This window comes from uncultured Roseovarius sp. (assembly GCF_947489715.1).
Classification (GTDB): domain Bacteria; phylum Pseudomonadota; class Alphaproteobacteria; order Rhodobacterales; family Rhodobacteraceae; genus Roseovarius.
The window spans coordinates 154996-180788 of record NZ_CANLER010000005.1; the positions used below are offsets into that span (position 1 = coordinate 154996).

A 25793-nucleotide genomic window follows, 5' to 3' on the forward strand; every position below is an offset into this window, starting at 1 on the left:
TTCCAGATCAGTAGAGGAATAGCAAATGACCGGTCAATGCGAAGATATCACAAAACTGTTCGAGAAAAGGATGGCGCTGGTTTGTCTGCTGTCACGCGCGAATGCCGAACATCTGAGAATTCTGCAACTCAATAGCGGGTTCGACATTCTCTTGATGAAGAACTCGGACTCAACCGACGTCGCTGACCGCCAAAACAAGGCAGAACAAGACCTTGGTGCCACTCAGGCATGCATTGACGCGCTCGAAAAAGACGTTGCAGCGATTGATGCGAAAATCGCTGCGGCCACGAATTTGGAGGATAGATAATGGTAGAAAACAGCTCCTCGGGACTGTCACTATTCGATTTACTGGCCAGAAACTGGCGACTGGACGACGCCGTCGTTCAGACCGCGTTCAATCACGACGAAACCGGCGCGGTCTTCAGGGTTGCATCTGGCAAGCTGGCCCTTGCATCAACAAAAGACGCCGAAAGCCCGAAAATCCGAACCCGCATGGAGTTGGAAACGGGCAGGACAACGATCCGCCCCCGCGAAAACCCTGTTGCACCTCTGAAAACGCCGGACCTTTCGGTCCGCAAAGACCTGCCGGTGATACGTTTCGGCCCACAGGGATTTGCCGCGATAGACAAAAACTGCGCCCTTCAGCACGTTACCGCCGGCGGTCAAATCGTTGCGAAGAAAACTGATATTACCCAGCAGGTTACATCCCTTTGCAGCACAGTTACCGGCGACATGATTGCGATTGCACAACGGGACGAGATTACGCTGATCCCGGTTGATGACTGGTCGTCCCCGGTCAAGATCCACCTCGATCACGAGGTTACATGCCAGGCGTTTTCGCAAGATGGCAGAACACTGGCCGCCTGGGGCGCGTCCACACTCAGCCTGATCAGCCTGCGCGACCTCGACGCAACGCCCAGGTCCATCGACTGCGCGGGCGGCGTGACCGAGATCAGTTGGCAGAAATCCGGTGCGCATCTGGCCTGCGCCTGTTCAGACGAAAGTCTCTGCATCGTCGATGTTCACGGCGGCACATCGCAGCGGGTGGAGGGGTTTCCAAGCCCGGTGCGCAACGCGGCGTTCAGCGAAAACGGGAATGCGCTGGTGGCGTCCGGCGCATTTCGCCTTGTCGGATGGGACGCCCGAGACCTGCCGCAGGATGACGCGCCCGGCACGCCGCTCACGACCGGCAAACCCGGTTTTGTCGTTCTCAATGTCATTGCGGCGCACCCAAAACGCAACATTGTCGCGACCGGCTATGCCAGTGGCCTGGTGACGCTGGCCAGTGTCGGAACGCCACAGGACATGATGCTGCACCAGGAACGCGACACCGAGGTCAGCAGTCTTTACTGGTCAAAAACCGGTGAGCATCTGGCAATCGGTTTCACCTCCGGTGAGGCCGCGATGGTCACCTTTCCCTCGCAAATGTTCAAATAACTCCACTCATTCACAAAAGGAAACGCGATATGGCAGACAAGCTTTCACCCGAAGAGCAAAGCAAAGACAAGTTTTTCGGAGAATTGTCCCGGTTATCCGAGGAAATGATCGAAGAGCACGGCAAGGATTTTGCCATGGGCGCATTGGTGATGGCCGCCCAGTGGATCGCCAAAAACCAGCTCGGACCGCAGGAAGAGATCAAGCACTAAGATAAGATCGGGCTAAACCGTAACCTCTTCTGTGTCATCGACATCGAGTGTCCAGATCATCTGGGCCATCGCGATTTCGGAAATCAAAGGGGTGAGTTTGGCCAGCCCGCCAGCCGCCCCTGATTGATCTAGCTTGGAAACCGCGGCCAGGTCTTCCCCAAATTCTGTTCTGAGGCCATGAGAATACGCACACATCTCCTGCAACCGAAGTGTCACGAAATAAAGGCAGTCGCCGGTCTTGCTGAACTGGCCCGATGCCGCCCCCGGCCCATCCGTGCGGACCGGTCGAAAAGACGTGTGCACCGCAGTGCCCAGGATCGCGCCAACCCGCCTGCGCCAGGCCGCGTATTCACCGCTCTGATCGAATTCCAACCCGGCCCGGTAAAGCTGCTCGCTCACCGCCTTGAATGCGCGTCCGCCTGCAATGTGACGGCGCCAGAACTCGGTTGCTTCATCGGTGGTGGCGCATTCCACAAAGCGTCTGGCCAATTTCGGACGGGCAACAAAGGCCAGCGCCATATCCACATCTTCCGAGATCGAACGCGCAATTTGCATGGAGGGGGTCGGCAAATCTGTCAGAAACAAAACCCGGATCGCGTCCAGCTGTTCGATCATCCGAAATGTCAGCGCGTGCAGCGATTCCCATTGCTGAACACTCAGCCCGGTCTGTTCCGTTCGCACCGCATGACCGGCCGAGGCATGCAATGCCGCCACCCAGATGATCGCCTGATCGAACATGAAAAAATTGTCGATGGGCCGGCTGTCTGCGCCGATGTTCCATTCTTCCGCATTGCGAAAACCACGCAGGCGCACGATTGTGTCCTGCCAAACTCTGTCCAGATCCAGACCGCGCGCAGACCACATCTGACGGGTATGCGCCAGAAGCTGTGGCGAAACGCCCGGGTAGTTTCGCTCGAAAGACACAGACGCGGAAGGGTTGGGATTGGGTGTCATGACAGGGAAGAGTTTCCCTTACTGCACTCGGTCGATCAACGACAATCCGCAGAACCGTGCCGGAATCGGCAGCCTGTTCCGTCAGTTGCCGCCAACTGTGACCTTATCACTGCATTTCCAGGCCCGAGGTGACCATGGGATTCCGCCTCACACCTGCTGCCCGTCAGACGGGGGTGCTGAACCAATCCATGGTTCAAGCCTTCAATGTCATGCGCATGGACAAGGTCGAGTTGATCGAACACCTCGCGAACGCGATCGAGGAAAACCCGTTTTTGGAGGCTGACCGGCCGGCTTTGGATTTGCCGGTCAACCGGTCGGCCCATAGTGCCGGATACACTCCTGAAGACATCAGCAGCCGCCCGAACGGCCTCTACCGCCACATCGCCGACCAACTGCCGCTGATCTTGGAACAGGAACATGAATACCGAATAGCGCAGGCCTTTTTACTGGAGCTTGAGCCGAGCGGTTGGCTCGGGCTCTCGCTTGAGGAAATAGCCCGAAAATTTGGGTTTTCCGTCACAGAAGGCCTGCCCGTTCTGAAACGTCTTCAGACAATTGATCCAGCGGGTTTGTTCGCACAAGACCTCAAGGATTGTCTGCGCCTGCAGGCGTTGGATCGCGATCAGTTGGACGACGTTATGGAAATCCTGATTTCCCATTTGGATGAACTGCTGCATTGCGATGTGGCAACGCTGGCCAACCGGTTGAAGATCAACCCCGCTGACGTGGCACAGCGCCTGTTTCAGATCAGAAGAATGAACCCCAAACCCGGTTCCTGTTTTGAATATGACGAGACATTGCTGCGTCAAAGCGATGTCATTCTTCGTGTTGAAGACAAGGATCTGGTAGTTGAACTCACTAATTCCAGTTTTCCGACAGTTCGTCTGGCGCGGGCAATGGATACGGGCGGCCAGCGCTCATCCGATCGGCAAAAACACCTCAACGAGTTGATCCGTCATGCGAAATCGCTGAAATCTTCTTTGGAATATCGAAATTCGACAACATCCGCAGTCGTCGCGGCAATATTTGCCCGTCAGCGGGATTTCCTGATCCATGGTTACGCGGCGCTTCGCCCGATGAGCATGGCCGAAATTGCGTTGGATGTCGGGATCAGCGACGCCACGGTCAGCCGGGTTCTCACCGGGCTGACGGTCCAGTGCCCGCAGGGAAACATCGCCGCAAGATCCTTGTTCTGCGAACCGGTTTCCTATTGCAAACAACCGACAACCCGGCACACAGCGTTCGAGATGATCAAGCAACTGATCGCGACAGAAGACAAGTTATCACCGCTCAAGGACCAAGAGATCGCCGGTGAACTGCAAAAGCTCGGCCTTGCGATTTCTAGGCGAACGGTTGCGAAATACAGAAACCACCTGGGGGTTTCCTCGCCGGTGGTGCGCCGGAAAAACGCTGAGCTTATGGCCCTTTCTGGATGGTCCCAAACGCCCAATTCGACCACAACAACCGAAAAGCAAGATAATGCCTGCTAGACGCACAGACATCCTTTCCGCGAAGGCAACACTGCGGCCATTTTCCAACGATGACGCTGACGAGGTGTTCGACGCCCTTCAGGACCGCCGCCTGGCGCGCTGGTTGGTCGCTTTGCCAGTTCCGGTCGACCCGGCAAGTGGCAAAGATTACCTGCGGTTTCTTCAAGATCCAGAAATCCACGCGCGCACTTTGCGTGTCGATCGCAAATTTGCGGGTTTGGTCAGCCTGGGATCGGAACTCACGTTCTGGATCAGGACAGGCTTTCATCGGAAGGGGCTGGGCACATGGGCTGTACAGGAGTTTCTTGACCAGTTGCCTACCGACATCACCAAGGTAGTCGCGTGCTGCATGCTGGAAAATGCCGCCGCGACCGGCCTTTTAACCAAGCTTGGCTTTTTCCAGCTTGGATCGTCTTTCAAACGGTTTTCCTTTGCCCATGGGCACGCGGTCATGTTCATGCGCTTCGAGCTTTCCCTGTTGTCCACGACGAACCGCGCAAACTGACCATCAACCGGTCATCGCAGATTGCCATTTCGAACAATTTAAGTGCGCGGCAAGATCGAGGCTAAAACGTGCAAAATCATGCTGGGCCAAATCGCCAATCACATGAAAGAAATTGATCAATCAATTAGTGCGTTAGGGAGCAGCATTTTTTCGCGGTGCCACCAACAACAACCGCACGGTCTGTTAAACCCGCCAAACACCGATTTCGACACCGACGTAATACCGACAAAATACCGACGTTATACCGACATGGGTTTTTCAGTGTTTTCAGCGCATTAACCCGATTCTCCCGCCTCGGGCGCATCGGCGGGATATTTCGGCGATCCGGATTGCACCCCACGGCGCCGCCATTCACTGCATTTCGTTTTCTTTTGCATCGGGGGTTCTGGGGGATACCGTCATCGGATAGGGTCAGGACGGGAACGGTGTAGCTGGCGCCATGTCCCAACCTTTCGCCCATTGCCACACAGGACCGCCCAGATGAGTACCGCCGACATCCTTGCCCGCCTGATCGCGTTTGACACGGTCAGCCGCAACCCGAACATCGACCTGATGACCTATGTGACGGGGCTCTTGTCCGAGGTGGGTGTAGAGGCGACGCTGATCCCGAATGCGCAGGGCACCAAGGCCAATCTTCTGGCCACGATCGGCCCCAAAGATGGCGGTGGTGTCATGCTGTCGGGACATACCGATGTGGTCCCCGTCGAGGGGCAGGATTGGACCAGACCCGCCTTTGAACTGACCACAGATCAGGGCCGGTATTACGGGCGCGGGACGACCGATATGAAGGGCTTTGTTGCCTGCGCGCTGGCCGTCGGGATGAAAGCCGCGAAACGCGAATTGAAATCTCCGCTGCATCTGGCGTTTTCCTATGATGAAGAGATCGGATGCCAGGGTGTGCGCTCAATGATCGACCTGCTGCAAGACGCCCCGGTGCGGCCCGCGATGTGCATCGTCGGCGAACCCACCAGCCTCAGCGTGGCCACCGGTCACAAGGGCAAGGTCGCTCTGAAGGCAAAGTGCACCGGGCGTGAAGGCCATTCGGCCCTGGCACCCATGGCACTGAATGCGCTGCATCTTGGGTGCGATCTGGTGCAGGTTTTGCGCGACATACAGGCCGAACTGCAGGAAACCGGCGCACAGGATGGCGATTATGACGTGCCCTACACCACGGTGCACGCGGCCCGGATGGCAGGGGGTGTGGCACTTAACATCGTGCCCAATCTTTGCGAAGTGGATTTCGAAATCAGGAACGTGGCGCAGGACGATCCGCAGGCCATTCTGGCGGATATTCGTGCCCGCGCAGACAAGATCGTTGCGACTGCCCGCAATCACGCTCCCGAGGCAGCGATCGAGTTCGAGGTCAACTTTTCATACCCCGGGCTTGATACCAGTCGCACGGCAGAGGTGGTCCATTTCGTGCAGTCACTGACCGGTGTGAATTCCACCAACAAGGTCGCATTTGGCACCGAAGGCGGTCTTTTCTCGCAGGATCTCGACATTCCCACGGTCGTGTGCGGCCCCGGCTCGATGATGCAGGGACACAAACCCGATGAATATGTCGAGATCAGCCAGATCGAACGCTGTGACGCGATGCTGGATACACTGCTTGAGCGGCTGGAAGCGGGATTGTAACGAACCGCCTCAAGACACAAATTTCGGGAATGCGGACTTTACCGGCATTCAACAAATTGACGTTGAACTATCTGAGGCAACAATAATATCGTGGTGCTGGGATCGTCTCTAAGCCTGGATAAAGAGTGATAATTTCAAGAAATGATACGTGCGGTACTGGCAATCTATCTTTTGAGCGCGTCTCAGATTGCACTTGCAAACACGCAGTCAAACTGGCCCAAAACATGCGTTGACGCTGTTGACATGCTTCTAAAAGATTTACCCATCGAAGAAAAAGAGAAGCTTGCCAAGTTCAAGGAGGGCGAGCTCTTTTTGCTCCACCATGGGTTCGGAACGAACATTCGCAACGATTTCGGTCTTTGGAATGGAAATCTTGCCTTAATCAAAGACTGTAGCGGTAAACAAAATACTCATCCTGACGATGTCTCGATGAGTATTATTCAACGTTTATGGGAAAGGCTGCAGCACTAGAGGCCAATGGAAAAAAGACTAAATTACTAATGTCCGATTTGGGCCCATTCTGGCCGCCGGATCACGGGTCGCCCGCCACCCCATAGCTGGGGGCTGCCGCCGGGTTGATCGCACGGTTGAGGTAGTCCAGCATCTGTGGCTCATACGCCTGCCAAAGCGACCGCAATTTCCGGATCGGGCACTCATCCTCCCAGTCGACCCGCAGATCAACCAGGTAAAACGGCATCTTGTCTGCAACAATCAGCGCGGCGGAATGCACCGGGCCTTCCTCGCCCCCTGCCGCAAGGCCCCCTTCAAGGCTTGAAAGCAGCCGTTCTGCCAGATGCGCCGCAGGTTCGGCCATGAAGCCATCGCTGATACCCTTGGCCACGGCGGTTGACGACAGCAGGTTGCCTGCCGCGACGCAATCGGTATCCTCGCTGATCGCGTTGGTGCCAAGGATATGCGCGCCGGTGAAATACGCGGTGGTGCCCTGCGCATCCACGGCGGTCAGTTGGCGATAGTCGATATTGTCGCGATCTTTCGTGACCCCGGCGATGGCCTCGGTGGCCGATTGCCCGGCTTCCATCGCATCCAGCACCAGCGTGGCCAGATACGGATCGGTGATGTTCTGCGTGGCCACGGCACCCACCCCCGCACGGGCATGGGGACAGCGCGAGCCCACGGAGATCGACGAGGTGGTGATCGCCACCCCGAACTGGCCCGTACGGGCGCAGCGGCCCGCGATTGAAAAGGTCATGTCTTGGCTCCTTTCCCGTCGCCCAGTCGGCGCGACAGGTATTTCTGAAAATCGTGGATTTCGCGTTCCAGCCAGCTGAGCGGGCCGGGCGTGGCCTGCATCGAACGTGACCCCGCATAGATGCCTTCGACAACCTGGCGATCCTCGGTGTTCACATGTTCGAAAAACGTGGTCAACTCGTCGATCCAGGCGGTGCGTTCATCGGCAAAGCCCAGCATCGCGTCAACCTCGGGGGCGATCGCCACGCCGAAACGCACATCGACCTGACCCACGCCCCTGGGCCGCAGGCTCAGATACCACAGGTGGTCCGGGGCCAGCACATACATATGGGTCGGAAACACCGTCGGCAGCACCGAGGTGTTGCGCCAATCACCGTCCAGCCGCGTGTTGTCGGGATGCGCCTGCCCGTAGGTGGCGTTGCCGGTTTTCATGAAGGTCTGGTAGGTGAAGGCGTCATGGATGTCGTCCGGGAACACGGTTTTTTCCACCGGGAACCACGCGCCGACGGTGGCCTTGTGGGCCACCGGCAGGTGGTAGCCTTCCATGAAGTTCTCGGTCAGCAGCTTCCAGTTGGTGTTCCAGACATGCTCCTCGTGCAGCACGGGCACATAGTTTTCCATCCCGTAGCGCGACACCACGTCGTGCAGGGGCGCCAAAGCCTCGACCACGGGCATGGCGTCGGGGTTGAGGGTGATGTAAATCCAGCCATTCCAGATTTCCGTGCGGATTTCCGGCAAGCAGATATCCTTCTTGCTGAACCCTTCGGTGCGCTCCATATGGCCCGCGCCGATCAGCTTGCCATCAAGGCTATAGGTCCAGGCGTGATACGGGCACACAACCCGGCTGGTACAGCCCGTGCCTTCCAGAAGCTGCATCATCCGGTGGCGGCAAACATTTGAAAAGGTTTTGATTTCTCCAGATTTGTCACGGATGCAGAAGATCGGATCGCCGGCAATGGTGAAGGTCAGGTAATCACCGGGATTGGGGATTTCCGCCGCCAGGCCGGGGCAGACCCAATCGCGACGGAAAATCGCATCTTCTTCCAGCGCGGCGATGTCGTCGTTCCAGTAAAGCGCGGGTTCGGCGCTGCGGGCGCGTTCAAGCGGGCCATTGGCGGTTTGCGCCAGTTGCGCCAGCAAATCGGCAGACGTCATGGCAGTGCCTTTCAGTCGGGGATGACAGCCGTCACCTCGATTTCAACCACCCATTCCGGCCGTGCCAGAGCGGGAACGACAAGGCCGGTCGAACAGGGATGCACCCCTTTCAGCCATTTGCCCATTTCCTGATAGACCGCCTCGCGGTAGCGGATATCGGTCAGGTAGACGACGATTCGGCAGACGGCCTCCATCGTGGTGCCAGCCTCTTCCAGCAGCATCTGGATGTTCTCCATCGTCTTCGCGGTCTGCTTGGCCGCATCACCGGCATGCAGGCTTTCGCGGGTATCAAGATCCTGGGCAACCTGACCGCGCAGGAACACCATCGTGCCCCGCGCAACGACGCCCTGGCTTAGATCGTTATCCAGCTTCTGCTCGGGGTAGGTTTCCTTGGTGTTGAAGGGACGAATGCGTTTGTGCATCATATTGGTGGTCCTAGTCTGCCGGGTTGATCCGGTCGTTGAGATAACAGGCGAAATCGTAATTGGGCCGTTCCAGATGGCTCAGGTGCCCCGGGGCCGCGACATCGGAACAAAGACCGCGATAGACCTTTTCGGTGCAGCCGCGATCTTCGACATTCACATCATCCAGCAGTTTCTTGACCGCCTCGAAATGGCTCTGGGCCTGCGCATCATTGACGAAATCGGGCGACATGCCGCCGCCGAACCGGATATCGACCTGTCCTACCCCGTGCGGATGCAGGCTGAGATACCAGAAATAGCCGGGCGTCAGCGTGATCAGCAGGCTGGGATAGATCGCCAGCAGGAAGGTCATGCGCCGCCGGTCGCCCTTGAGGCGGGTATTCGACGGATGCGCGTTGGCCAGGGTGAAATGCGGTTCCTTGTAGATCCAGTGGTAGTTGAACGCAGGCTCCCCCGGCGGACAGACCATTTCCTCAAGCTTGCTGAGCCCGCCGATAGTGCCCGCATGACAGACCGGCAGATGATAGCTTTCCATGAAATTCTCGGCCAGCACCTTCCAGTTGGTGTCCCAGCGATGGGTCTCGAAAAACGTCTGGGTGTAATTCTCCATCCCGAAATCATCAATCAGGTCGCGCACGCCGGAAAGCTGCTCGGCCACCGGTGGCGCATCGGGGTTGAGCGTGACCATGACCCAGCCCAGCCATTCCTCGCACCGCACCTGCGGCAACGCGTAGGCATCCTTGCAGAAGCTTTCATTCAGCGTCATCGCAGGCGCACCGCGCAGACGGCCATCAAGGTTGTAAGTCCAGGCGTGATAGGGGCAGACGATGCTGCGCGTGTTGCCTGACCCTTCCAGCAGTGTCGACATCCGGTGCAGGCAGACGTTGGATTGCGCCCGAAGCTGCCCGTCCCGGTCGCGGATGACCATGATCGGCTGACCCGCCAGATCAAGGGTCGTATAGTCGCCCGGATTTGCCAGCGCATCGGCGCGGGTGACGCAGAACCAGTCCTGCTTGAACACGCGATCCAGCTCGGCTTGCAGGAAATCATCGCTGGTATAGACCGATTTCGGCATGGCGCGGGCCCGCTCGAACGGCTGCGCGACGTTCTGGGACAGTTCCGCCATGGGCGAAAGTGATGTGTCGTGCTGCGTCATGGTCCGCTCCTTAGTGTCGAGTACCCTTACCCCAGACGTTATCAGAAAGGCCGGCTGCCCGATGGGCAAATTCCAGCGGACCCTGCCAGTCGAAATTGCGGTAAACGGCGGCCAATTGGGCGAAGGGCGGCGATTGCGCGAAAAGCTGGAAGGTAAGGCGATGGCCCGCATAGTCCGAATTCAGCAGATCCCGCGCCAGGCCCAGCAATTTACGCCGGTCATCGGCGACCCATTCGTCGTTGATGGTATAGAACTTGTCCAACCACGGTTTGGTATCCGGCGCGGCGAAAGTGGCCGCATCGGGGGTGACACAGATCTGCCCACCACACAGCTCGCGCGCCAGATGCATCATATGCGGCAGGTTGGTCAGCGCATGCACCCGGCCTGACATCAGCATCGACTGATTGGGCATCAGCAACCCATTCGGGCTTTTCTCGGCCATCGCCACGGATGCTGTCAGGAAGGCGTCGATACCTTCGCGCCAGACCGCCAGTTCCGACAGTTTTTCCTGCACGGCCTGCTGTTTATCAAGCCCGGTCTGCTTCACGTTCCAAAGTGCCGCGCCAATGATCAGATCAGCGTATGACAGCGTGCGCTGCACGAAGGGAAAGGCCGAATAGCGGTGCAGCGTGGTGCGGATGAAACTTGCCGCCCGCGTGTGCTGATAAAACAGAACATCCTCCCACGGCACCAGCACATCGTCGAGGATCATCAGCGTGTCGATCTCATCCACGCGGTTCGACAGCGGGTAATCCGCCTCTGGCGCACGACCGGCAAAGCCCGTGCGGCAGATATGTTTCACCCCCGGCGCGTTCATGTGCACGATGCAGCCCAGAGCATAATCGCTCAGCTTATCATTGCCCCAGTTGGCAATCGTCGGCTTCAGGAACGCCTGGTTGGAATAGGCGGCGGCGGTTTCGTATTTGGCGCCGCGAATAACGATCCCGGCATCGGTTTCGCGCACCACATGCACCAGCATGTCCGGGTCCTGATCCTGCGGCGCCTTCGATCGGTCGCCCTTGGGGTCGGTATTGGCCGAAACATGGAACGGGTCGTCCTTGATCGCCTGATGGATATGACGCTCGATATTGGTGGCAAAGCGCGGGTCGATCTCGTTCAGGATGTCTTTGCCATCCCAGAGCGACCACATCTCGCCGATGGTTTCATCGCCCACACGAGTCACGACACCGCCGACATCGTTCATCACAAGATCGACCGCATCGCGCTTGTCCTGCCAGTCCTGCTGCTCAAAGGGCAGCCGCAGGCCGATGGCAAAGCGCTCGCCCTGTTCCTCATAGGTCATCGCGTCTTGCGTTTTGGCATCGTGCTGCATGTCGTAGATGCGCGCGCGCACGTCGATCACGGGTTTGATTTGCGGATGGGCGCAGGGATCATCGACTTTCTCGCCGTTGATCCAGATCTGGCGGCCATCATTTAGGGATGCGCGGTATTCGTCTCCGGTGCGGATCATGTTGGGTTTCCTGTCAGGTTATAGGGGGCGCAGCGCCTGATAGGCGCGCTTGGAAAAGGCAAGCGGAGCGGCGTCGCGGCTGAATGCCTGCGCCACACGGCCGATGAAGATACGATGGGTACCCGCGTCATAGGCGGTTTCCACCGTGCAGTCGAAATTGGCGATGGCGCCGGACAAAACCGGCGCGCCGGTCGCCGCACTGTCCCAATCCGCGCAGGTGAAATCATAGGGGGCGATGTCGCCAGGACGTCCAGCAAAGCAATTGGCGATATGTGTCTGATCGTCGCCCAACAGGTTCACGCAAAACGCGTTATTGACCTCGATCGCATCAATCGCCGGGCTGCGGCGGTTGATGCAGACCAGCACCAGTGGCGGCTCTGCCGACACCGATGAGAACGCGCTGACTGTCACACCAAAACGGCCTGCAAGACCATCGGTTGTCACCACCGACACCTGCGTTGCCGCCCCCGCCATGGCGGCGATGAAGCGATCGGGGCTTTCATGTGTCGGCCTGTTTTCGTTGATGGGGTCGGATATCATCCGAAGAGCCATTGTCATTGTCCTGTCCTCCGCTGAACCAAGGGTAGCGGATTGCGACAATTTATCAAAATTCATTGTATTTAGGATATTCATAGTCATAAACTATATGATGCATCGCTTCACTCTGCGCCAGCTTGAATATCTTGTCACCTGCATTGATTGCCGGTCAGTCGCGGGCGCGGCGGAACGGCTCAATGTCTCGCAACCGACGATCTCGGTCGCGATCACCAAGCTTGAGGAGCAGTTGGGCGTGCAATTGTTGCTGCGCCATCCGTCGCGCGGGGTCACGGCAACGGCGGCGGCGGAAAAGGTGCTGCAATCGGCGCGCAGCCTGTTGGCACATGCCACCGATCTGGAACGTCAGACGATGGAGACCGGCAACAGCGTGGTCGGCAAATTGCGCCTTGGCAGTTTCAGCACGCTGGCCCCGACGGTCCTGCCCACGCTGATCCGAACCCTCAGCGCGGAGCATCCGGGCATTCAGCTGGACCTGCGTGAAGGACCACAGGACCAGATCGTGAATGCGCTCTATGACGGGCAGCTTGATCTGGCCCTGCTATACGACATCGAACTGCCCGACGATCTGCACACAGCACTTCTGGCGCAGCGGAAACCCTATGTTGCACTTGCCGCAGATCATCCCCTGGCACGGCAGAAAACGGTCGCCTTGTCCGATCTGCAAGCCGAACCGCTGATCCTGCTGGAGGTGGCCCCCAGTCACGACTATTTCCTGGGGTTGTTTCAGGCGATTGGGCTGGAGCCGACAATTGCCCACGCCTCGCCCTCGATCGAACTGGTGCGTGGCATGGTCGGCTGCGGTCTGGGTTATTCCCTGCTGGTGACGCGGCCCGATGGCGACCGCACCTATGATGGCAATGAACTGGCTATTCGCCCGCTGCGTGACGAGGTGCGATCCAGCAAGGTGGTTCTGGCCCGGCTGGCAAACCTGCGCCCCACGCAATTGATGAAGAGTTTCGAGGACGTGGCCCTGCGCGTGATGCAGCAAGTCTAACCCGTAACCTCAGAGCTGTGCGCGCCATGACAGGCCCGCCTCGGTCGTGGTCGCGGGCCGGTATTCACATCCGAACGGACCAGCATACCCACAAGCCTGAAAATCTGCGAGGAGTGTTTGATACTCCAACGCGCCCGCAAACGGCTCTGCCCTGTTTTCAGCCGCTGCAATCTGGACGTGACCGATCTGACCGGCATGGGCCCTGAACAACTTGGGTACATCTCCGCTTTCGCGATGGATATGGTAGCAATCAAACAGTATTTTCAGCCGAGGGTGATTGACCTGCGCCAGAATTCCCGCAGCCTGATCAATCGTGCGCAGGAAAAACCCCGGCAGCTGTTCCGCCGAAACCGGCTCGATCAGGATCGTCTTGTCGGAAGCATCCAACGCATATCCCAACGTTTCAATATATGTGTCATGCGCCGCCGGATCCGAGGTCAGGCCACCCAGAACATGGACCGCACCTGCACCGATATCCTCGGCGATTTCCAAGGCAAGATCGACGTCACGCCTGGCCTGATCCTTCATGCCCGGAATGGCGGCGCAGCCGAAACTGTCGCCCATACGCACATTGAGGCCGTAGACCGGCAAATCCGTTTCTGCCAGTACGGCTTTCAGCGCATCTCGGTCGGTGCTTTGCGCTTCGTCATGAAACTCCACCCCCGCGAATCCGTGGGCCGCCGCCTGCCGGATACGGTCAAGGAAAGGCAGTTCTTTCCACAGATAACCGGTATTGGCGGAAAACAGATATTGGGTCATGGCGCGATACTCTCGTAGCCGGCGTCAGGGGACAAGCACTTCGCGGACGGTGGCGGCGTCATCCAACCGATCCATCGCACCGTTCAGATCGTCAAAACCGATAACCCGCGACAGCAGCTTGTCCACCGGCAACTGACCGGATTTGTACATCGCAAGATAGCGGGGAATGTCACGTTTGGGCACGCAACTGCCCATGTAAGAGCCCTTCAGAGTACGTTCTTCGGCAGCGATGGTCAGGTGTGACAGGGTAAACTTAGCGTCCGGGCCGGGCATTCCGGCGGCGACGGTCGTGCCACCCCGTCGGGTCACGTCATAGGCAGTTTGCAAGGCGCGCGGCGATCCGGCGGTCTCAATCGCCACATGCGCGCCGCCCGCCGTGACCTCGCGCACCTGTGCCACACAATCCGCCTCGGCGGCGTTGATCACCTGATCCGCGCCCAATTCCCTCGCCAGGTGCAGCTTTTCCGGGCTGAGGTCCAGTGCGACCACCTGCCCTGCCCCGGCCGCGATTGCGGCCAGAAGCGCGCTAAGGCCCACGCCGCCCAGCCCAACGATGGCAACGCTTTCGCCGGGCTTGACCCCCGAAGTGTTGACCACCGATCCCACGCCAGTCACCACACCACAGCCAAAAAGTGCCGCATGTTCAAATGGAATATCCTTGTCGATCCGCACCAGCGCATCTTTGGACATCACCGCGTATTCGGCAAAACCGGCCACGCCGGAATGATGGTGGATGCGGGTGCCAGCGCTGTGCAGCCGCGACGTTCCATCGCGCAGCAATGCCGCTGCATTGGCCACGGTTGCCGGTTCACAAAGCGCCGGGCGACCGACGGTGCACATCTCGCAATGGCCGCAACTGGAAACGTAAGAAGGCACCACATGATCACCAACCGCCAGTCCCTGAACCCCTGCCCCCAGTTCGACAACGACACCCGCCGCCTCGTGCCCGATGACAATCGGCATCGGCTTGCCGCGTTCGCCATTGATCGCCACCAGATCGGAATGGCAAAGCCCGACCGCCTTGATCTCGACCAGAACCTCACCCTGTTTCGGCGGATCAAGCTCGATCTCCTCGATGCTCAGCGGTTTGCTTTGGGCATAAGGCCGGGGAAGATCGGATCGCCTGAGAACGGCCGCCTTGATTTTCATGAGGTTCCTCCGATCCTTACTGCGCTCAGCCCATCACCTCTTCGAGGGACTGTTCCAGAATATCCAACCCCTCATCAACCAGCGCGGATGCGGCGGACAGCGGCACCAGCAATCGGATCACGTTGCGGGCCGGACCGGCAGAGATCAGGATCAGGCCCTTTTTCAACGCATGCGCCACGATTGCGGCCGTCAGATCGCCATCAGGCTCCCGACTGTCACGGTCCTTGACGATTTCAATGGCGTTCATGCAGCCCAGGGCGCGTACATCCCCGACACGGTCAAAGGAATTGCGCTGTGCCATTTTCTGTAAACGCCGGTCGATCTGCTGACCCATTTCGATCCCGCGCTGCAAAAGGCCCTCACCTGCGATGACATCCAGCACGGCCAATGCCGCGGCGCAGGCAATCGGATTGCCGCCAAATGTTCCGCCCAACCCGCCGGGCGGCACGGAATCGATGATATCGGCACGTCCGACGATGCCCGAAATCGGCAAACCACCCCCGATGCTTTTGCCGATACAGGTCAGATCCGGGGTTATGCCAAAATGCTCCATCGCGAACATCTTGCCGGTGCGGCCCATGCCGGTCTGGATTTCATCGGCAACCAGTACAATGCCATGCTCGTCACAAAGCCCGCGCAAATAGGACAGGAATTCAGGCGTGGCGATGTTGTATCCTCCTTCGCCCTGCACCGGCTCAAAGAAGATCGCGGCAATCTGATCGGATGGGCAATCGCTGCGGAAAAGCGTGTCGAAGGCGCGCTGCGTATCCTCCAGGCTGATGCCGTGGAATTCATCGGGAAACGGCAGGCGGTAAATCTCGGTCGGGAACGGGCGAAAACCCTGTTTGAACGGCACCATCCGCGCGCTCAACGCCATGCCCATATAGGACCGCCCGTGATAACCGTTGGTAAAGGTAATCAGCGCCGGGCGCCCGGTGTGATAGCGGGCGATTTTGACGGCGTTCTCAACCGCCTCGCCCCCGGCGGAAAAGAACAGGGATTTCTTGGCAAAATCGCCGGGCAGCAGCGCATTCAGGCGCTCGGCCAGCGTGATATAGCTTTCGTAGGGGGTGACCTGGAAACAGGTATGGGTCAGCCGGTCCACCTGATCCTTGATGGCGGCCACCACACGGTCATGCCGGTGGCCCACGTTCTGACAGCCAATACCACCGCAAAAATCAATATACCTTTTGCCCTCGACATCCCAAACCTCGGCATTCTCGGCCCGGTCGGCCACGAAGGTCGAAGAATAAGCAATCGCGCGGGCTACAGCAGCGTCGCGGCGGGTCTCAATATTCTGATTGGTCGTCATGATTTCGCTCGTGTCATGGGTCGGATAAGGGGGGGTAAAGCAGCCAGAGCGAGGAGGCACCCCGGCTGCTTCCGTGCACTACTGCCGGTGCTCAGTTCGGCAGCAGGTCGTTCACCTCTTCAACAAGTTCCTGCTGAAGTTCCTGCATGTCTTCGGCGTCACCGGTCACGATGGCTTCCAGCCCGTCATATAGAACCTGCGTGATCGCCAGACCGTTGTCGCCCGGATAGGCGATCCAGTCGCGCAACAGCCCCGCCTGACGCACGGCAGTATGCTTGTTGGGGTTCTGGGCATAGAAATCCGCCAGCAGGTCATTCGCGGCCTTGTTGGGTGGCATGTAACCGGTGGTTTCCGCCACCATCGCAGCCCCTACGCCCGAGGTGGCGAACTTGATGAATTTCCACGCGGCCTCAACCTCGGCCGGGTCTTCGGACGTGGAAACCATCATGACCGAATTGCCCCCCGCAGGCAGGCCCATTGGTGCCTGACCCATGCCGGGAAACTCGCCAGTCTTGACCACGAAATCACCCTTCGAGCGTTCAATCGCGCCAACGGCAGAGGTCGACCAGAAATGCATCGCGACCTCACCCGCGGCAAAGGGTTTGCCCGCATCGCCCACCGACAGGTTCAGCATATTACAACCCTTGAAAATTTTCTGCATGGTTTCCAGCGCAGCCAGTCCGGCCTCGCCATCGAAATTGATCTTGCCCTCTTTCAGGATCGGCTCTCCCTGGCTCCACATCAGCGCCTGCAGGAACCAGTTGCCGGTGATGTTCCAGCCCCAGAAAATCGGGTTCTTGTAACCGGCCGCATGCAGCTTCTCGCAATTCGCGATCACTTCGTCCCAGGTTGTGGGCAACTCGGTGATCCCGGCCTTTTCCAACGCGTCCATGTTGTAATAACCCACCGGCAACGAGACCGAGAAAGGCAACCCGTAGACCTCACCGTTGAACGTGCCCAGATCAAGCATCGCCTGATGATAGCCGTCCTTGGCAAAGTCCGGCTCATTGGCGATGAACGGCTCCAGCGATTTCGCGATGCCCTTCTCGACCATCAGCGCCTGACGGTTCAGACCCTGAAAGGTCACATCGGGCAGATCACCCGCCACGGCCTCACGCAGGATCGTGTTGGTCGCATCCTCGTAATTCTCATAGGTGGCGCGGAATTTCACGTCGATATCGGGATGCGCCTTCTTGAATTCGGGCATCATGCGTTCGAACGTCACATCGAAAAGGGCCGAGTATGGATACCCCACCTCGATCTCGATGGCGTGAACGGCTGTCGCTGATATCGCGCATCCCGCCACGGCAAATGCAGCCAGAGTATTTTTGTAATTCATTTTGACCTCCTGTCAGACAAGGAACCAACGGATTTTCAGACTTCGCTTGGGTTCCATTTTCATCCGGTCGACAGGCTCTTCTGCCAGACCGGTATTCCAATCACTTCACTCACTTCATTCCCGTCATCGTGATCCCCTCGATGAAACGGCGCTGTGCCAGCAAAAAGACGATCACCAGCGGCATCACGATCACGGTCGACGCCGCCATCATCGGTCCGTATTCATTGCCATCGAGATCGGATTTGAACATGCGCAGCCCCAGGGGTGGCGTCATCAGGTCACGGTTGCCGGTGATCACCACGCGCGGCCAGTAGTAATCGTTCCAATGCGCCACGACCGAGAAGATGCCAAAGGCCAGCAGCGCCGGGATCGCCGTGGGCAACATCACCCGCCAGACGATGGAAAACTCGCTCATCCCGTCGATACGGGCGGCATCAATCAGATCATCGGGTACGGTCATGAAGAATTGCCGCATCAGGAATATCCCGAACACGGAAATTGACCACGGCACGATCAGCGCCGCATAGGTGTTGGTCAGTCCGACCTTGGCCAGCATGATGTAAAGCGGCAGGGCAATCGCGTGCACCGGGATCAGCAGGCAGAAGATCACCAGCCCGAAAACCACGTTGCGCCCCCAGAACCTGAGCTTGGACAGCGCATAGGCGCAGGGCAACGCGATGATCACCTGAATGACAAAGATCGAAACGGTAACAAAGACGCCATTCAGCATATAGCGCAGCAACGGCGCCTCGCTGAAGGCAGCGGTGTAGTTATAGACGATTGGCCGCATTTCACAGTCTTCCGGCGGGTTGCCCGCCTTCAGGCAACGCCGGTCCGTCATCATCTCCTGCGCGCCGACGAACCCGCCTGTGTTGGATTCGATCTCGGCCGGGGATTTCAGCGAATATGACAGCATCAGATAAAACGGCAGCAGCACCACGACGGCACCCGCCAGCAGCACCGAATGCTTGAGGAACTCACCCAACCATGATGCGCGAAAGGTCATCCGTAATGCACCTTCCTGTTGACGAAATAGACCTGGATCAGCGTCAGGATCAGGACGAATCCCAGGAAAATAATGGTGATGGCCGACCCGATCCCCAGAAGGTTCTGTTTCACGCCTTTCTCGAACATCGCGTAGATCATGACATAGGTGGATTTCGACGGGCCACCGCGGGTCAGCGCCTCGACTGTATCAAAGACCTGGAAGGACCGGATTGACGAGATGGTGATGACAAAGACATTTGTCGGCCCCAGCATCGGCCAAGTGACAAGCTTGAACCGCTCCCACGCGCTATCGGCCCCGTCCATTTGCGCCGCCTGATACAGCTCGCGCGGGACCGATGTCAGCCCGGCCAGATACAGCACCATGTTAAAACCGAAACCCTGCCAGATGCCGATAAAGGCAATCGTGCCAAGCGCATAATCTTTATCCCCCAGCCACAGCGGAAAGCTGTCGGCGCAGCCATCGCCATACCAGCTGCTCAGCGGATCGCGGCCCAGCCATGACCCGGACAAAAGTGCATGCAGCCAACCGATGTCGCAGCCTGCGCTCAGCACGTCATTGACGATGCCCACAATCGGGTGCAGCGCGAATTCCCAGACGATCGCCATCGCCAGTAACGTGGCCATCACCGGCAGGAAAAACACCGCCTTGTAAAGCTCCCCGCCGATGCGCAGGCTTGAAATAAGCAGCGCCGATCCCAACCCCAACGCCACCGAGATCGGCACCACCAGCAACACATAGGTCAGCGAGGCGCTGAACATCTTGGCATAACTGCTGCGGCTGAACAGCGCGTCGTAATTCTTGGTGCCGACCCAGTCAAAACTGCTGTTGCCAAGGCTGTAATCGGTAAACGATAGCGCCGCGGCAACAAAGACCGGCAGGATCAGGAGCACGATCATCAGCAGGACCGCCGGGCCGACAAACCAGATATGCGCCCTGTTGCGTCCCATCAGCCAACCTTTCGCTTGGTGTCCGGGGCCGTCAGGGCCACTCGTTTTCCATCAGTGCCAAAGACCCGCATCCTGCCCGACTCGGCTTTGAACCAGACGGTTTCGCCCACGGCGGCAAAATCGACCTCATGGGGTTTGGCGCGGATCACGGCCTTGTTCTCGACCCCGGCCATCTCAAGATGCAGAAACAGGTCTGACCCCAGGTTTTCCTTGTAGGTCAGCCGCCCTGAGAAACACTCTGCCGTCTCACGCGGCTGCACATGCAGATGCTCGGGTCGCAACCCCACTGAAACCTTGCCAGGCTGTGGCGTGGCCAGCCCCTCATCCAATGTCAGACCCAGACAGGTGATCGTGCCGTTGGCATCGCTTTCGCCGGGCAGGATATTCATCTTGGGGCTGCCGATGAACTCAGCCACGCGAATGTCCTGCGGGTCTTCGTACACCTCGTCCGGCGGGCCAAGCTGTAGCAGATCGCCATCCATCATCACCGCCATGCGGTCGGACATGGTCAGCGCCTCGGCCTGATCATGGGTCACGTAGACAAACGTCGCCCCCAGATCGCGGTGTAACTCGGACAGTTCGGCGCGCATATGGACCCGAAGGCTGGCATCCAGGTTCGACAACGGTTCGTCCATCAGAAACGCCGCCGGGTTTCGGACCATCGCCCGCCCCAGGGCCACGCGCTGACGCTGACCACCTGAAAGCTGACCGGGCTTGCGGCCCAGCAGGGGCACGATCTTCAACGCCTCGGCCACCTTGCGGGCGTCTTCCTCGATCTGGGCCATCTTGGCACGCCGCCCCGGCACCAGAAATCCAAGCAGCGGCAACCGTTCCCAGAAATTCAGGTCGCGCATCCTCAGCGGGGTCATCAGGTTTTGCTGCACCGTCAGATGCGGATAAAGCGCATAGGATTGAAACACCATCGCCAGATCGCGCTGGCTGGGCCGGACATCGTTGACCAGCCTGTCGTCGATCTTCACGTCACCGGTCGATTGCGCCTCCAGACCGGCAATGATCCGCAGCGTCGTCGATTTCCCGCAGCCCGACGGACCGACCAGCGTCAGAAACTCCCCGTCGGCGATATCCAGATCAATGCCGTTCAGAACACTCAGCGTGCCATATTTCTTGGTAACCTGACGAAGCGTTATGCCGGCCAATTCTCATCCCCCTGAAGAACCGTCTGTGACGCAACCGGATGATCCTGTGCCCACAGCCACCCGACACATCGCGACGGTTTGTATCAATATCTTGAAGGCCCGACGCTATATTTGTAAAATAACAAATACTGGAATTTAATCTCAGGTTTTCTGATAATGACACCTTTTCGCCAACTGACCTATGTGGTGGCCGTCGCCGATCACGGCAGCATTCAGGCCGCCGCCGAACAGATCCCGATTTCGCAACCGGCCATCAGTGCGGCGATCCAGAAAGTCGAACAGGAATACGGGCTCAAGCTCTTTCTGCGCGAACGCCCGCACAAGCTGGTCGTGTCCCCGGTGGGGCGGCGATTCATCGCCCAGGCCCGCCGGTTTCTGGAAAGCGCCGAGGAGTTTGACAATGCCGCCCGCAACCTTGGCAAAAGCCTGAGCGGCACCATCCAGCTGGGCTGCTTCCTGCCCACCGCCGCCTTCATCATTCCTCTTATTCTCAAGGAGTTACGGGACAGAAACCTTGATATTTCGCTTCAGGTACACGAGGCCGACCTGGATGAATTGAACACCATGTTGGCCCAGGGCACGATAGATCTGGCGCTGACATATAACATGGCCCCAAACGCCTCAATCGAGTTCGAAACCCTGATCGAAGAGCCGCCCTATGTGCTCCTGTCGAAACACGACCCTCTGGCCCAACAACCCTCGGTCTCGCTCAGCCAACTGGCAGAGCGCGACATGGTCTCGCTCAACCTGCCGATCACCCAGCAGTTTTTCCTGTCGTTCTTTTCGCAATCGCATCTGCGCCCCAAAATCCGCCACCAGACCAAGTCCTATGAACTGGTGCGCAGCCTTGTCGGCGCCGGTGAAGGTTATGCCATTCTGATCATGCGCCCGGTCACCGAACGCGCCTATGATGGCAGCAAGCTGGCCTATGTGCCGCTAAAGGATGACGTGCCGACCCCACAATACGGCCTGGCCTTCACCAACCGGTCCGTCCCGACCAAGCTGGTTGAAACCTTTGCGGCGCTCTGCCGGGAAACGCTGCACTCCAGACGCAGCGCCCAGAAATACTATGTTCAACCCGCGCAAGACACCGCTGGCTGATCCTGCCGTTCGATGGGCGGACAGTCATAGACTTCCTTCAGGATCAATTCGACCAATTCGAACTGCGATTGCCCGTTGACGTCCTCGAAATAGAGGTGGCTCGGCCAGGGTGCGCCGACATGATTGTCCTCGGGCAGGTCAATCACCTCGCAAACACGTTTGATCGCCTCGACAAAAGACCGCGCCTCGGCCCCGATCTGCGCCTTCGCAGCATCCAGATCATCAATACTGTTGCGGTCGATCTGCGGTGATCCGATGCCCGATGTCAGCGGCAGATTACGGGCAATTGCCTGCTCTTCGTAAAACGAAATATCCACCTTGTCGGCCTCAAGCCGCATGATGAAGACCGGATTGACGCTGACTTTCGCCTCGGTCAGTTCCAGCAGACTGCCCCGGTCGACATTCGCACTTTCGGTCACCTTGCGCCGCGACGCCCTGCCCTTGCGTTTGACCTCAGACACGAAATCCCCGCGATAATTATTGTCAAACACCCGGTCCGCATAGGGCTTGTCACGCAGCATATGCCGGATCGACCGGATCGACATGCTCTTGCAGTTCTCCGGCCCGATGAAAAACGGCGAACCCGACGCGTCCGACAGCTCGACCCAGCCGTTGGGGAAGGTCTTGAAATGATGGTCCATCCACGGGCCCAACACTGCATCACCCAGATGATCCAGCAACGCATTCACATTCTCAGGGTCATTCACCACATCCGCCAGCAACGGCTCCTGCCCGTAAATATCCGCCGCCAGACTGTAAGGCGCGGAAATCTGCAATAGCGGCGGCATGCCGGTCAATTCCTCGGTGACCCGCAGGATGCCGTCGATGGACGCGGGCACCCCGGTCGTGAAATCAGGTGTTTCCAGCAGGTGCCAGTTGTCGCGATTGATCAGGATTGCATCCGGATCGGCCCCCGGCGGGAACTTGTCGGGATACATCATCACCTGCCCCAGCGGCTCGCAGGTAAACGCGTATAGCGCCCAGGTCATGTAGAATTTATGCACCCCCAGCAGCCGGCTGACCGCCAGATTTGACCGGACATAGCGATAGGGATCGGTATTGTAATATTCGCGCGATTCAACGCCATAGAGGTCATGCAAGACCGCCAGCGCCAGCATATGCACCGACGCGGTCGAATTTATCCGGTCGGGCGGGGCCAGCACGGCAAAGTTCTCGTCAAACTCCCCGGCGATGGCCGCATCAAAGATCGCCTTCATCTCCTGCTTCGCCTGATCATCACCGGATTGCCAGCGCGTCAGCAAATGCAACCCGCTGGGATAGCTGTAATCTTCAATCCTGGTCATGGTCCCGGCCTTTCAATGCGATCGGCAGCGCGGGTCTGCACCCGGTAGCTGCATTCGGGATTAAGGCTAGGCAAAATTGGATGCATAAAATATACCCATTATCGGAAAATGACTAAGCCCATTTGGAGGCACCATGCCAAAATCACCGGGTGGCGCCCTGCTTTCGGGGTTTGACATCGACCGGATGTCACCCGTCCCGATCTATCGGCAGCTTGACGCATCATTGCGGCGGCTGATCCTCAAGGGCACATTATCGCCGGGGCAAAAACTGCCCTCGACCCGCGAACTTGCGACCGACCTTGGCGTATCGCGCATCACGGTAAAATCCGTTTACGAACAACTGGTTGCAGAAGGGTACGCGCAGGCCAAAACCGGCGCAGGCACCTTCATTTCCAAAGGCCTGGATTTCGAGGCCACACCAAGAATCCGAAGCGCGCGGCGCAAACCCACCCCGCCCGAGGTCGAGATCTCAGACCGTGCCAGAACGATCATGTCCTCCAAGGCCAGCGCCCGGCACGGCAAGACCGATCCGTTTCGCCCCGGCGTCCCGGCGCTTGATCTTTTCCCGGTCAAGGTCTGGGACAAATACATGATGGAGGCGATGACCTGTCACGAGCGGCACAATCTCAGCTATGGGCAGGTCAACGGCAGCGCCGCGCTCAGGCGTTCCATCGCCAATCACCTGACCGACGCCCGCGGGATGCAGGTTGATCCCGACCAGATTGTCATCACCTCGGGGGCGCAACAGGCCTTCGTGCTGATTGCCTTCGTGCTGCTCAAAAAGGGCGATACGGTCTGGTACGAAAATCCGGGCCATATTGCGGGCCGCGATGTCATGCAGATCATGGGCGCGAACGTCGCCCCGGTGCCGATTGATGACGAGGGGATGGACCTGAGCCATGCGCAGGACAACCACCCAACGCCTACGTTGATCTTCACAACGCCGTCGCATCAGCAACCTCTTGGCACCACGATGAGCCTGGTTCGGCGCCTTTCGCTACTGAACTATGCCCATGACAATGATGCCTGGATCATCGAAGACGATTACGACAGCGAATTCCGCTATCGCGGCCGCCCCCTGCCCGCGCTCAGCGCGCTTGATAGCAAGCGGCGGGTTTTCTACGTCGGCACCTTTTCGAAATCCATGTTCGCGTCCATGCGGCTGGGCTATATCGTTGTGCCACCCGGTCTGGTCGAAACCTTTGCCAAAGCCAGGAACCTCTTGGGCCAAAGCTCCTCGGCGGTGGTCGAACAGGCGCTTTCGCGCTTCATGGAGGATGGCCGGTTTGTCGAACATATCCGCAAGATGCGGCGCATATACCGGGAACGACGCGATGTCCTGTTTGACTGCCTGATGAACGACTGTGCCGCCTATCTGACCCCGCAAACAACCGATGCGGGCATGCATATGCTGGGCTGGCTGAAGAACGGCCTGGACGATCAGGTGGCACATCGCGCGCTGCTTGCCGCGGGCATCGAATCCCTGCCCCTTTCGGTCTATTGTCTTGAACCGGTCGGCCGCCCGGCCATCGTGCTGGGCTTTTCCTGCGCCCCCGCGGCGCGTATCCCGAAACTGGTCAAGCGCATGGCAGCGGTTCTGCGCGATCTGTCCTGAATGCGAAAACGGTTCAGAAAATGATCTCAATCTCCTTCAGCAGATCGCGAATGCGCTGCGTCATGTGTCCGGGTTTCCAGACCACGAAATAGCTGCGCCCGGTGTTGATCTGATATTCGGGCAACGGCACCAACCGCCCGGCCCCGATCTCGTAATGCAATACATCCGGGCAACCCAAGGCGATCCCCTTGCCGCGCAACGCCGCATCAAGCGCGCTGCCATAAGACCCAAGCGTCACCCGCTCCGCACTGGCAAACGCGGCATCGGCATTGAGATCAATGAAATCACGCCAATTGATCCATTTGGGCGTCAGCTTCTCAAAATCCAGCAGCGTAAATCCGGCGATATCCGCGTCCTGCGTCATCAGGTCTGGGGCCATAACGGGCAGCCAGACCTCCTTGAACAGGACAGCACCATCCCAACCTTTGGGAATGTCTGTGCTGTAATAGATGATCACATCGTTATCCGGGCCGAACAGGTCGCTGTCCCGGTCAGATGCGGTCAGGGTGATCGGCACCGCATTGCGCCCGATCAGGTATTCGTTGACCCGGGGCGTCAGCCAGAATTGCGAAATCGCGACATTCGCTGCCAGCGACAACCTTTCATGAGTGGTCTGGCGAATTTGCGCCAGGCTGTTGCCGAGAAAATCAAGCGCTTCGGATGCGCTTGCAGCCAGTTTTCGCCCATTGCCCGTAAGCGTGACAGCGCGCCCGTTACGGGCCACAAGATCAATGCCCAATCGCATCTCAAGCGATTTGACACGCTTGCTGACCGCCGCCTGGCTCACATTCAACTCTTCCGCGGCGCGGGTGAAATTGCCATGCCGGGCGACCGCCTCGAAAAACAGAAGATAATCCAGCGGCGGCAGGTTGTTGCGGTAGTTTTTCATAACCTTTGATTATCATG

At 58.4% G+C, this 25793-nt stretch carries 26 protein-coding genes; 10 read left to right on the forward strand and 16 right to left on the reverse strand.

Annotated features, from left to right (window positions below; genetic code table 11):
• Positions 1 to 25 precede the first annotated feature (25 nt).
• Genes Q1B27_RS14305 through Q1B27_RS14315 form a run of 3 tightly spaced genes read left to right on the forward strand, consistent with a single transcriptional unit; the run spans position 26 to position 1646 of the window.
• Positions 26 to 307 carry a hypothetical protein gene (locus tag Q1B27_RS14305; RefSeq protein ID WP_299848469.1) on the forward strand — a complete coding sequence of 94 codons (282 nt, stop codon included), beginning with the start codon at positions 26 to 28 and terminating at the stop codon, positions 305 to 307.
• The gene (locus Q1B27_RS14310; RefSeq protein WP_299848470.1) at positions 307 to 1437 is read left to right on the forward strand and encodes a WD40 repeat domain-containing protein; all 1131 of its coding nucleotides are present in this window, start codon (positions 307 to 309) and stop codon (positions 1435 to 1437) included. The genes Q1B27_RS14305 and Q1B27_RS14310 overlap by 1 nt, the downstream gene beginning before the upstream one ends.
• 29 nt (positions 1438 to 1466) lie before the next feature.
• Positions 1467 to 1646: a hypothetical protein gene (locus Q1B27_RS14315; RefSeq protein ID WP_299848471.1), complete on the forward strand. Its 180-nt coding sequence runs from the start codon at positions 1467 to 1469 to the stop codon at positions 1644 to 1646.
• Between the two features lie 12 nt (positions 1647 to 1658).
• Here the strand turns inward: Q1B27_RS14315 and Q1B27_RS14320 are convergent, their stop codons facing one another.
• Positions 1659 to 2600 (reverse strand): hypothetical protein, encoded by a 942-nt coding sequence (locus Q1B27_RS14320; protein WP_299848472.1) that lies wholly within the window; start codon positions 2598 to 2600, stop codon positions 1659 to 1661.
• A 134-nt stretch (positions 2601 to 2734) separates the two neighbouring features.
• Here Q1B27_RS14320 and rpoN point away from each other — a divergent pair, with 134 nt between their 5' ends.
• The 4 genes from rpoN (at position 2735) to Q1B27_RS14340 (ending at position 6701) form a co-directional block, all read left to right on the forward strand.
• Positions 2735 to 4090, forward strand: coding sequence for an RNA polymerase factor sigma-54 (gene rpoN / locus Q1B27_RS14325; protein WP_299848473.1), 1356 nt, complete (start codon positions 2735 to 2737; stop codon positions 4088 to 4090).
• Positions 4080 to 4595 carry a GNAT family N-acetyltransferase gene (locus tag Q1B27_RS14330; RefSeq protein WP_299848474.1) on the forward strand — a complete coding sequence of 172 codons (516 nt, stop codon included), beginning with the start codon at positions 4080 to 4082 and terminating at the stop codon, positions 4593 to 4595. The genes rpoN and Q1B27_RS14330 overlap by 11 nt, the downstream gene beginning before the upstream one ends.
• Before the next feature lie 480 nt (positions 4596 to 5075).
• A complete protein-coding gene (gene argE, locus Q1B27_RS14335; protein WP_299848475.1) occupies positions 5076 to 6230 on the forward strand; it encodes an acetylornithine deacetylase in 1155 nt (384 codons plus the stop codon).
• Positions 6231 to 6371: 141 nt separating this feature from the next.
• Complete coding sequence (locus Q1B27_RS14340; protein ID WP_299848476.1) at positions 6372 to 6701, forward strand: DUF6794 domain-containing protein; 330 nt, start codon at positions 6372 to 6374, stop codon at positions 6699 to 6701.
• Positions 6702 to 6762: 61 nt separating this feature from the next.
• On the opposite strand, the gene Q1B27_RS14345 is transcribed toward Q1B27_RS14340, so the two are convergent.
• Genes Q1B27_RS14345 through Q1B27_RS14370 form a run of 6 tightly spaced genes read right to left on the reverse strand, consistent with a single transcriptional unit; the run spans position 6763 to position 12201 of the window.
• Entirely contained in the window at positions 6763 to 7440 is a 678-nt protein-coding gene (locus tag Q1B27_RS14345; RefSeq protein ID WP_299848477.1) for a DUF1028 domain-containing protein, read from the reverse strand.
• Positions 7437 to 8594: an SRPBCC family protein gene (locus Q1B27_RS14350; protein WP_299848478.1), complete on the reverse strand. Its 1158-nt coding sequence runs from the start codon at positions 8592 to 8594 to the stop codon at positions 7437 to 7439. Before Q1B27_RS14350 ends, Q1B27_RS14345 begins: the two co-directional genes overlap by 4 nt.
• A gap of 11 nt (positions 8595 to 8605) precedes the next feature.
• Positions 8606 to 9019, reverse strand: coding sequence for a RidA family protein (locus Q1B27_RS14355; RefSeq protein WP_299848479.1), 414 nt, complete (start codon positions 9017 to 9019; stop codon positions 8606 to 8608).
• Positions 9020 to 9029: 10 nt separating this feature from the next.
• Positions 9030 to 10172: an SRPBCC family protein gene (locus Q1B27_RS14360; protein ID WP_299848480.1), complete on the reverse strand. Its 1143-nt coding sequence runs from the start codon at positions 10170 to 10172 to the stop codon at positions 9030 to 9032.
• Between the two features lie 10 nt (positions 10173 to 10182).
• Complete coding sequence (locus Q1B27_RS14365; RefSeq protein ID WP_299848481.1) at positions 10183 to 11643, reverse strand: 4-hydroxyphenylacetate 3-hydroxylase family protein; 1461 nt, start codon at positions 11641 to 11643, stop codon at positions 10183 to 10185.
• A gap of 18 nt (positions 11644 to 11661) precedes the next feature.
• The gene (locus Q1B27_RS14370; RefSeq protein WP_299848482.1) at positions 11662 to 12201 is read right to left on the reverse strand and encodes a flavin reductase family protein; all 540 of its coding nucleotides are present in this window, start codon (positions 12199 to 12201) and stop codon (positions 11662 to 11664) included.
• 91 nt (positions 12202 to 12292) lie between these two features.
• Here Q1B27_RS14370 and Q1B27_RS14375 point away from each other — a divergent pair, with 91 nt between their 5' ends.
• On the forward strand, positions 12293 to 13195 hold the full coding sequence (locus Q1B27_RS14375; protein ID WP_299848483.1) for a LysR family transcriptional regulator: 903 nt from the start codon (positions 12293 to 12295) through the stop codon (positions 13193 to 13195).
• A gap of 9 nt (positions 13196 to 13204) precedes the next feature.
• Here Q1B27_RS14375 and Q1B27_RS14380 read toward each other — a convergent pair whose 3' ends face one another.
• From Q1B27_RS14380 to Q1B27_RS14410, 7 genes are all read right to left on the reverse strand, one after another.
• Positions 13205 to 13954 carry a TIM barrel protein gene (locus tag Q1B27_RS14380; protein WP_299848484.1) on the reverse strand — a complete coding sequence of 250 codons (750 nt, stop codon included), beginning with the start codon at positions 13952 to 13954 and terminating at the stop codon, positions 13205 to 13207.
• A gap of 24 nt (positions 13955 to 13978) precedes the next feature.
• The gene (locus tag Q1B27_RS14385) at positions 13979 to 15103 is read right to left on the reverse strand and encodes a zinc-binding dehydrogenase (RefSeq protein ID WP_299848485.1); all 1125 of its coding nucleotides are present in this window, start codon (positions 15101 to 15103) and stop codon (positions 13979 to 13981) included.
• Positions 15104 to 15128: 25 nt separating this feature from the next.
• Positions 15129 to 16415, reverse strand: coding sequence for a 4-aminobutyrate--2-oxoglutarate transaminase (gabT, locus tag Q1B27_RS14390; RefSeq protein WP_299848486.1), 1287 nt, complete (start codon positions 16413 to 16415; stop codon positions 15129 to 15131).
• A gap of 91 nt (positions 16416 to 16506) precedes the next feature.
• A complete protein-coding gene (locus Q1B27_RS14395) occupies positions 16507 to 17754 on the reverse strand; it encodes an ABC transporter substrate-binding protein (protein ID WP_299848487.1) in 1248 nt (415 codons plus the stop codon).
• A 109-nt stretch (positions 17755 to 17863) separates the two neighbouring features.
• Entirely contained in the window at positions 17864 to 18760 is an 897-nt protein-coding gene (locus Q1B27_RS14400) for a carbohydrate ABC transporter permease (RefSeq protein ID WP_299848488.1), read from the reverse strand.
• Positions 18757 to 19710, reverse strand: a complete 954-nt coding sequence (locus Q1B27_RS14405; RefSeq protein WP_299848489.1) for a carbohydrate ABC transporter permease — start codon at positions 19708 to 19710, stop codon at positions 18757 to 18759. The genes Q1B27_RS14400 and Q1B27_RS14405 overlap by 4 nt, the downstream gene beginning before the upstream one ends.
• Entirely contained in the window at positions 19710 to 20867 is a 1158-nt protein-coding gene (locus tag Q1B27_RS14410; protein WP_299848490.1) for an ABC transporter ATP-binding protein, read from the reverse strand. The genes Q1B27_RS14405 and Q1B27_RS14410 overlap by 1 nt, the downstream gene beginning before the upstream one ends.
• A gap of 156 nt (positions 20868 to 21023) precedes the next feature.
• Between Q1B27_RS14410 and Q1B27_RS14415 the strand changes: the two genes are divergently transcribed.
• On the forward strand, positions 21024 to 21968 hold the full coding sequence (locus tag Q1B27_RS14415) for a LysR family transcriptional regulator (RefSeq protein ID WP_299848491.1): 945 nt from the start codon (positions 21024 to 21026) through the stop codon (positions 21966 to 21968).
• Here the strand turns inward: Q1B27_RS14415 and Q1B27_RS14420 are convergent.
• Positions 21941 to 23272 carry a uroporphyrinogen decarboxylase family protein gene (locus Q1B27_RS14420; RefSeq protein ID WP_299848492.1) on the reverse strand — a complete coding sequence of 444 codons (1332 nt, stop codon included), beginning with the start codon at positions 23270 to 23272 and terminating at the stop codon, positions 21941 to 21943. The genes Q1B27_RS14415 and Q1B27_RS14420 overlap by 28 nt on opposite strands.
• A gap of 133 nt (positions 23273 to 23405) precedes the next feature.
• On the opposite strand from Q1B27_RS14420, the gene Q1B27_RS14425 reads away from it, so the two are divergent.
• A complete protein-coding gene (locus Q1B27_RS14425) occupies positions 23406 to 24887 on the forward strand; it encodes a PLP-dependent aminotransferase family protein (RefSeq protein WP_299848494.1) in 1482 nt (493 codons plus the stop codon).
• 13 nt (positions 24888 to 24900) lie between these two features.
• Here Q1B27_RS14425 and Q1B27_RS14430 read toward each other — a convergent pair whose 3' ends face one another.
• Entirely contained in the window at positions 24901 to 25776 is an 876-nt protein-coding gene (locus Q1B27_RS14430; protein ID WP_299848495.1) for a LysR family transcriptional regulator, read from the reverse strand.
• Positions 25777 to 25793 lie beyond the last annotated feature (17 nt).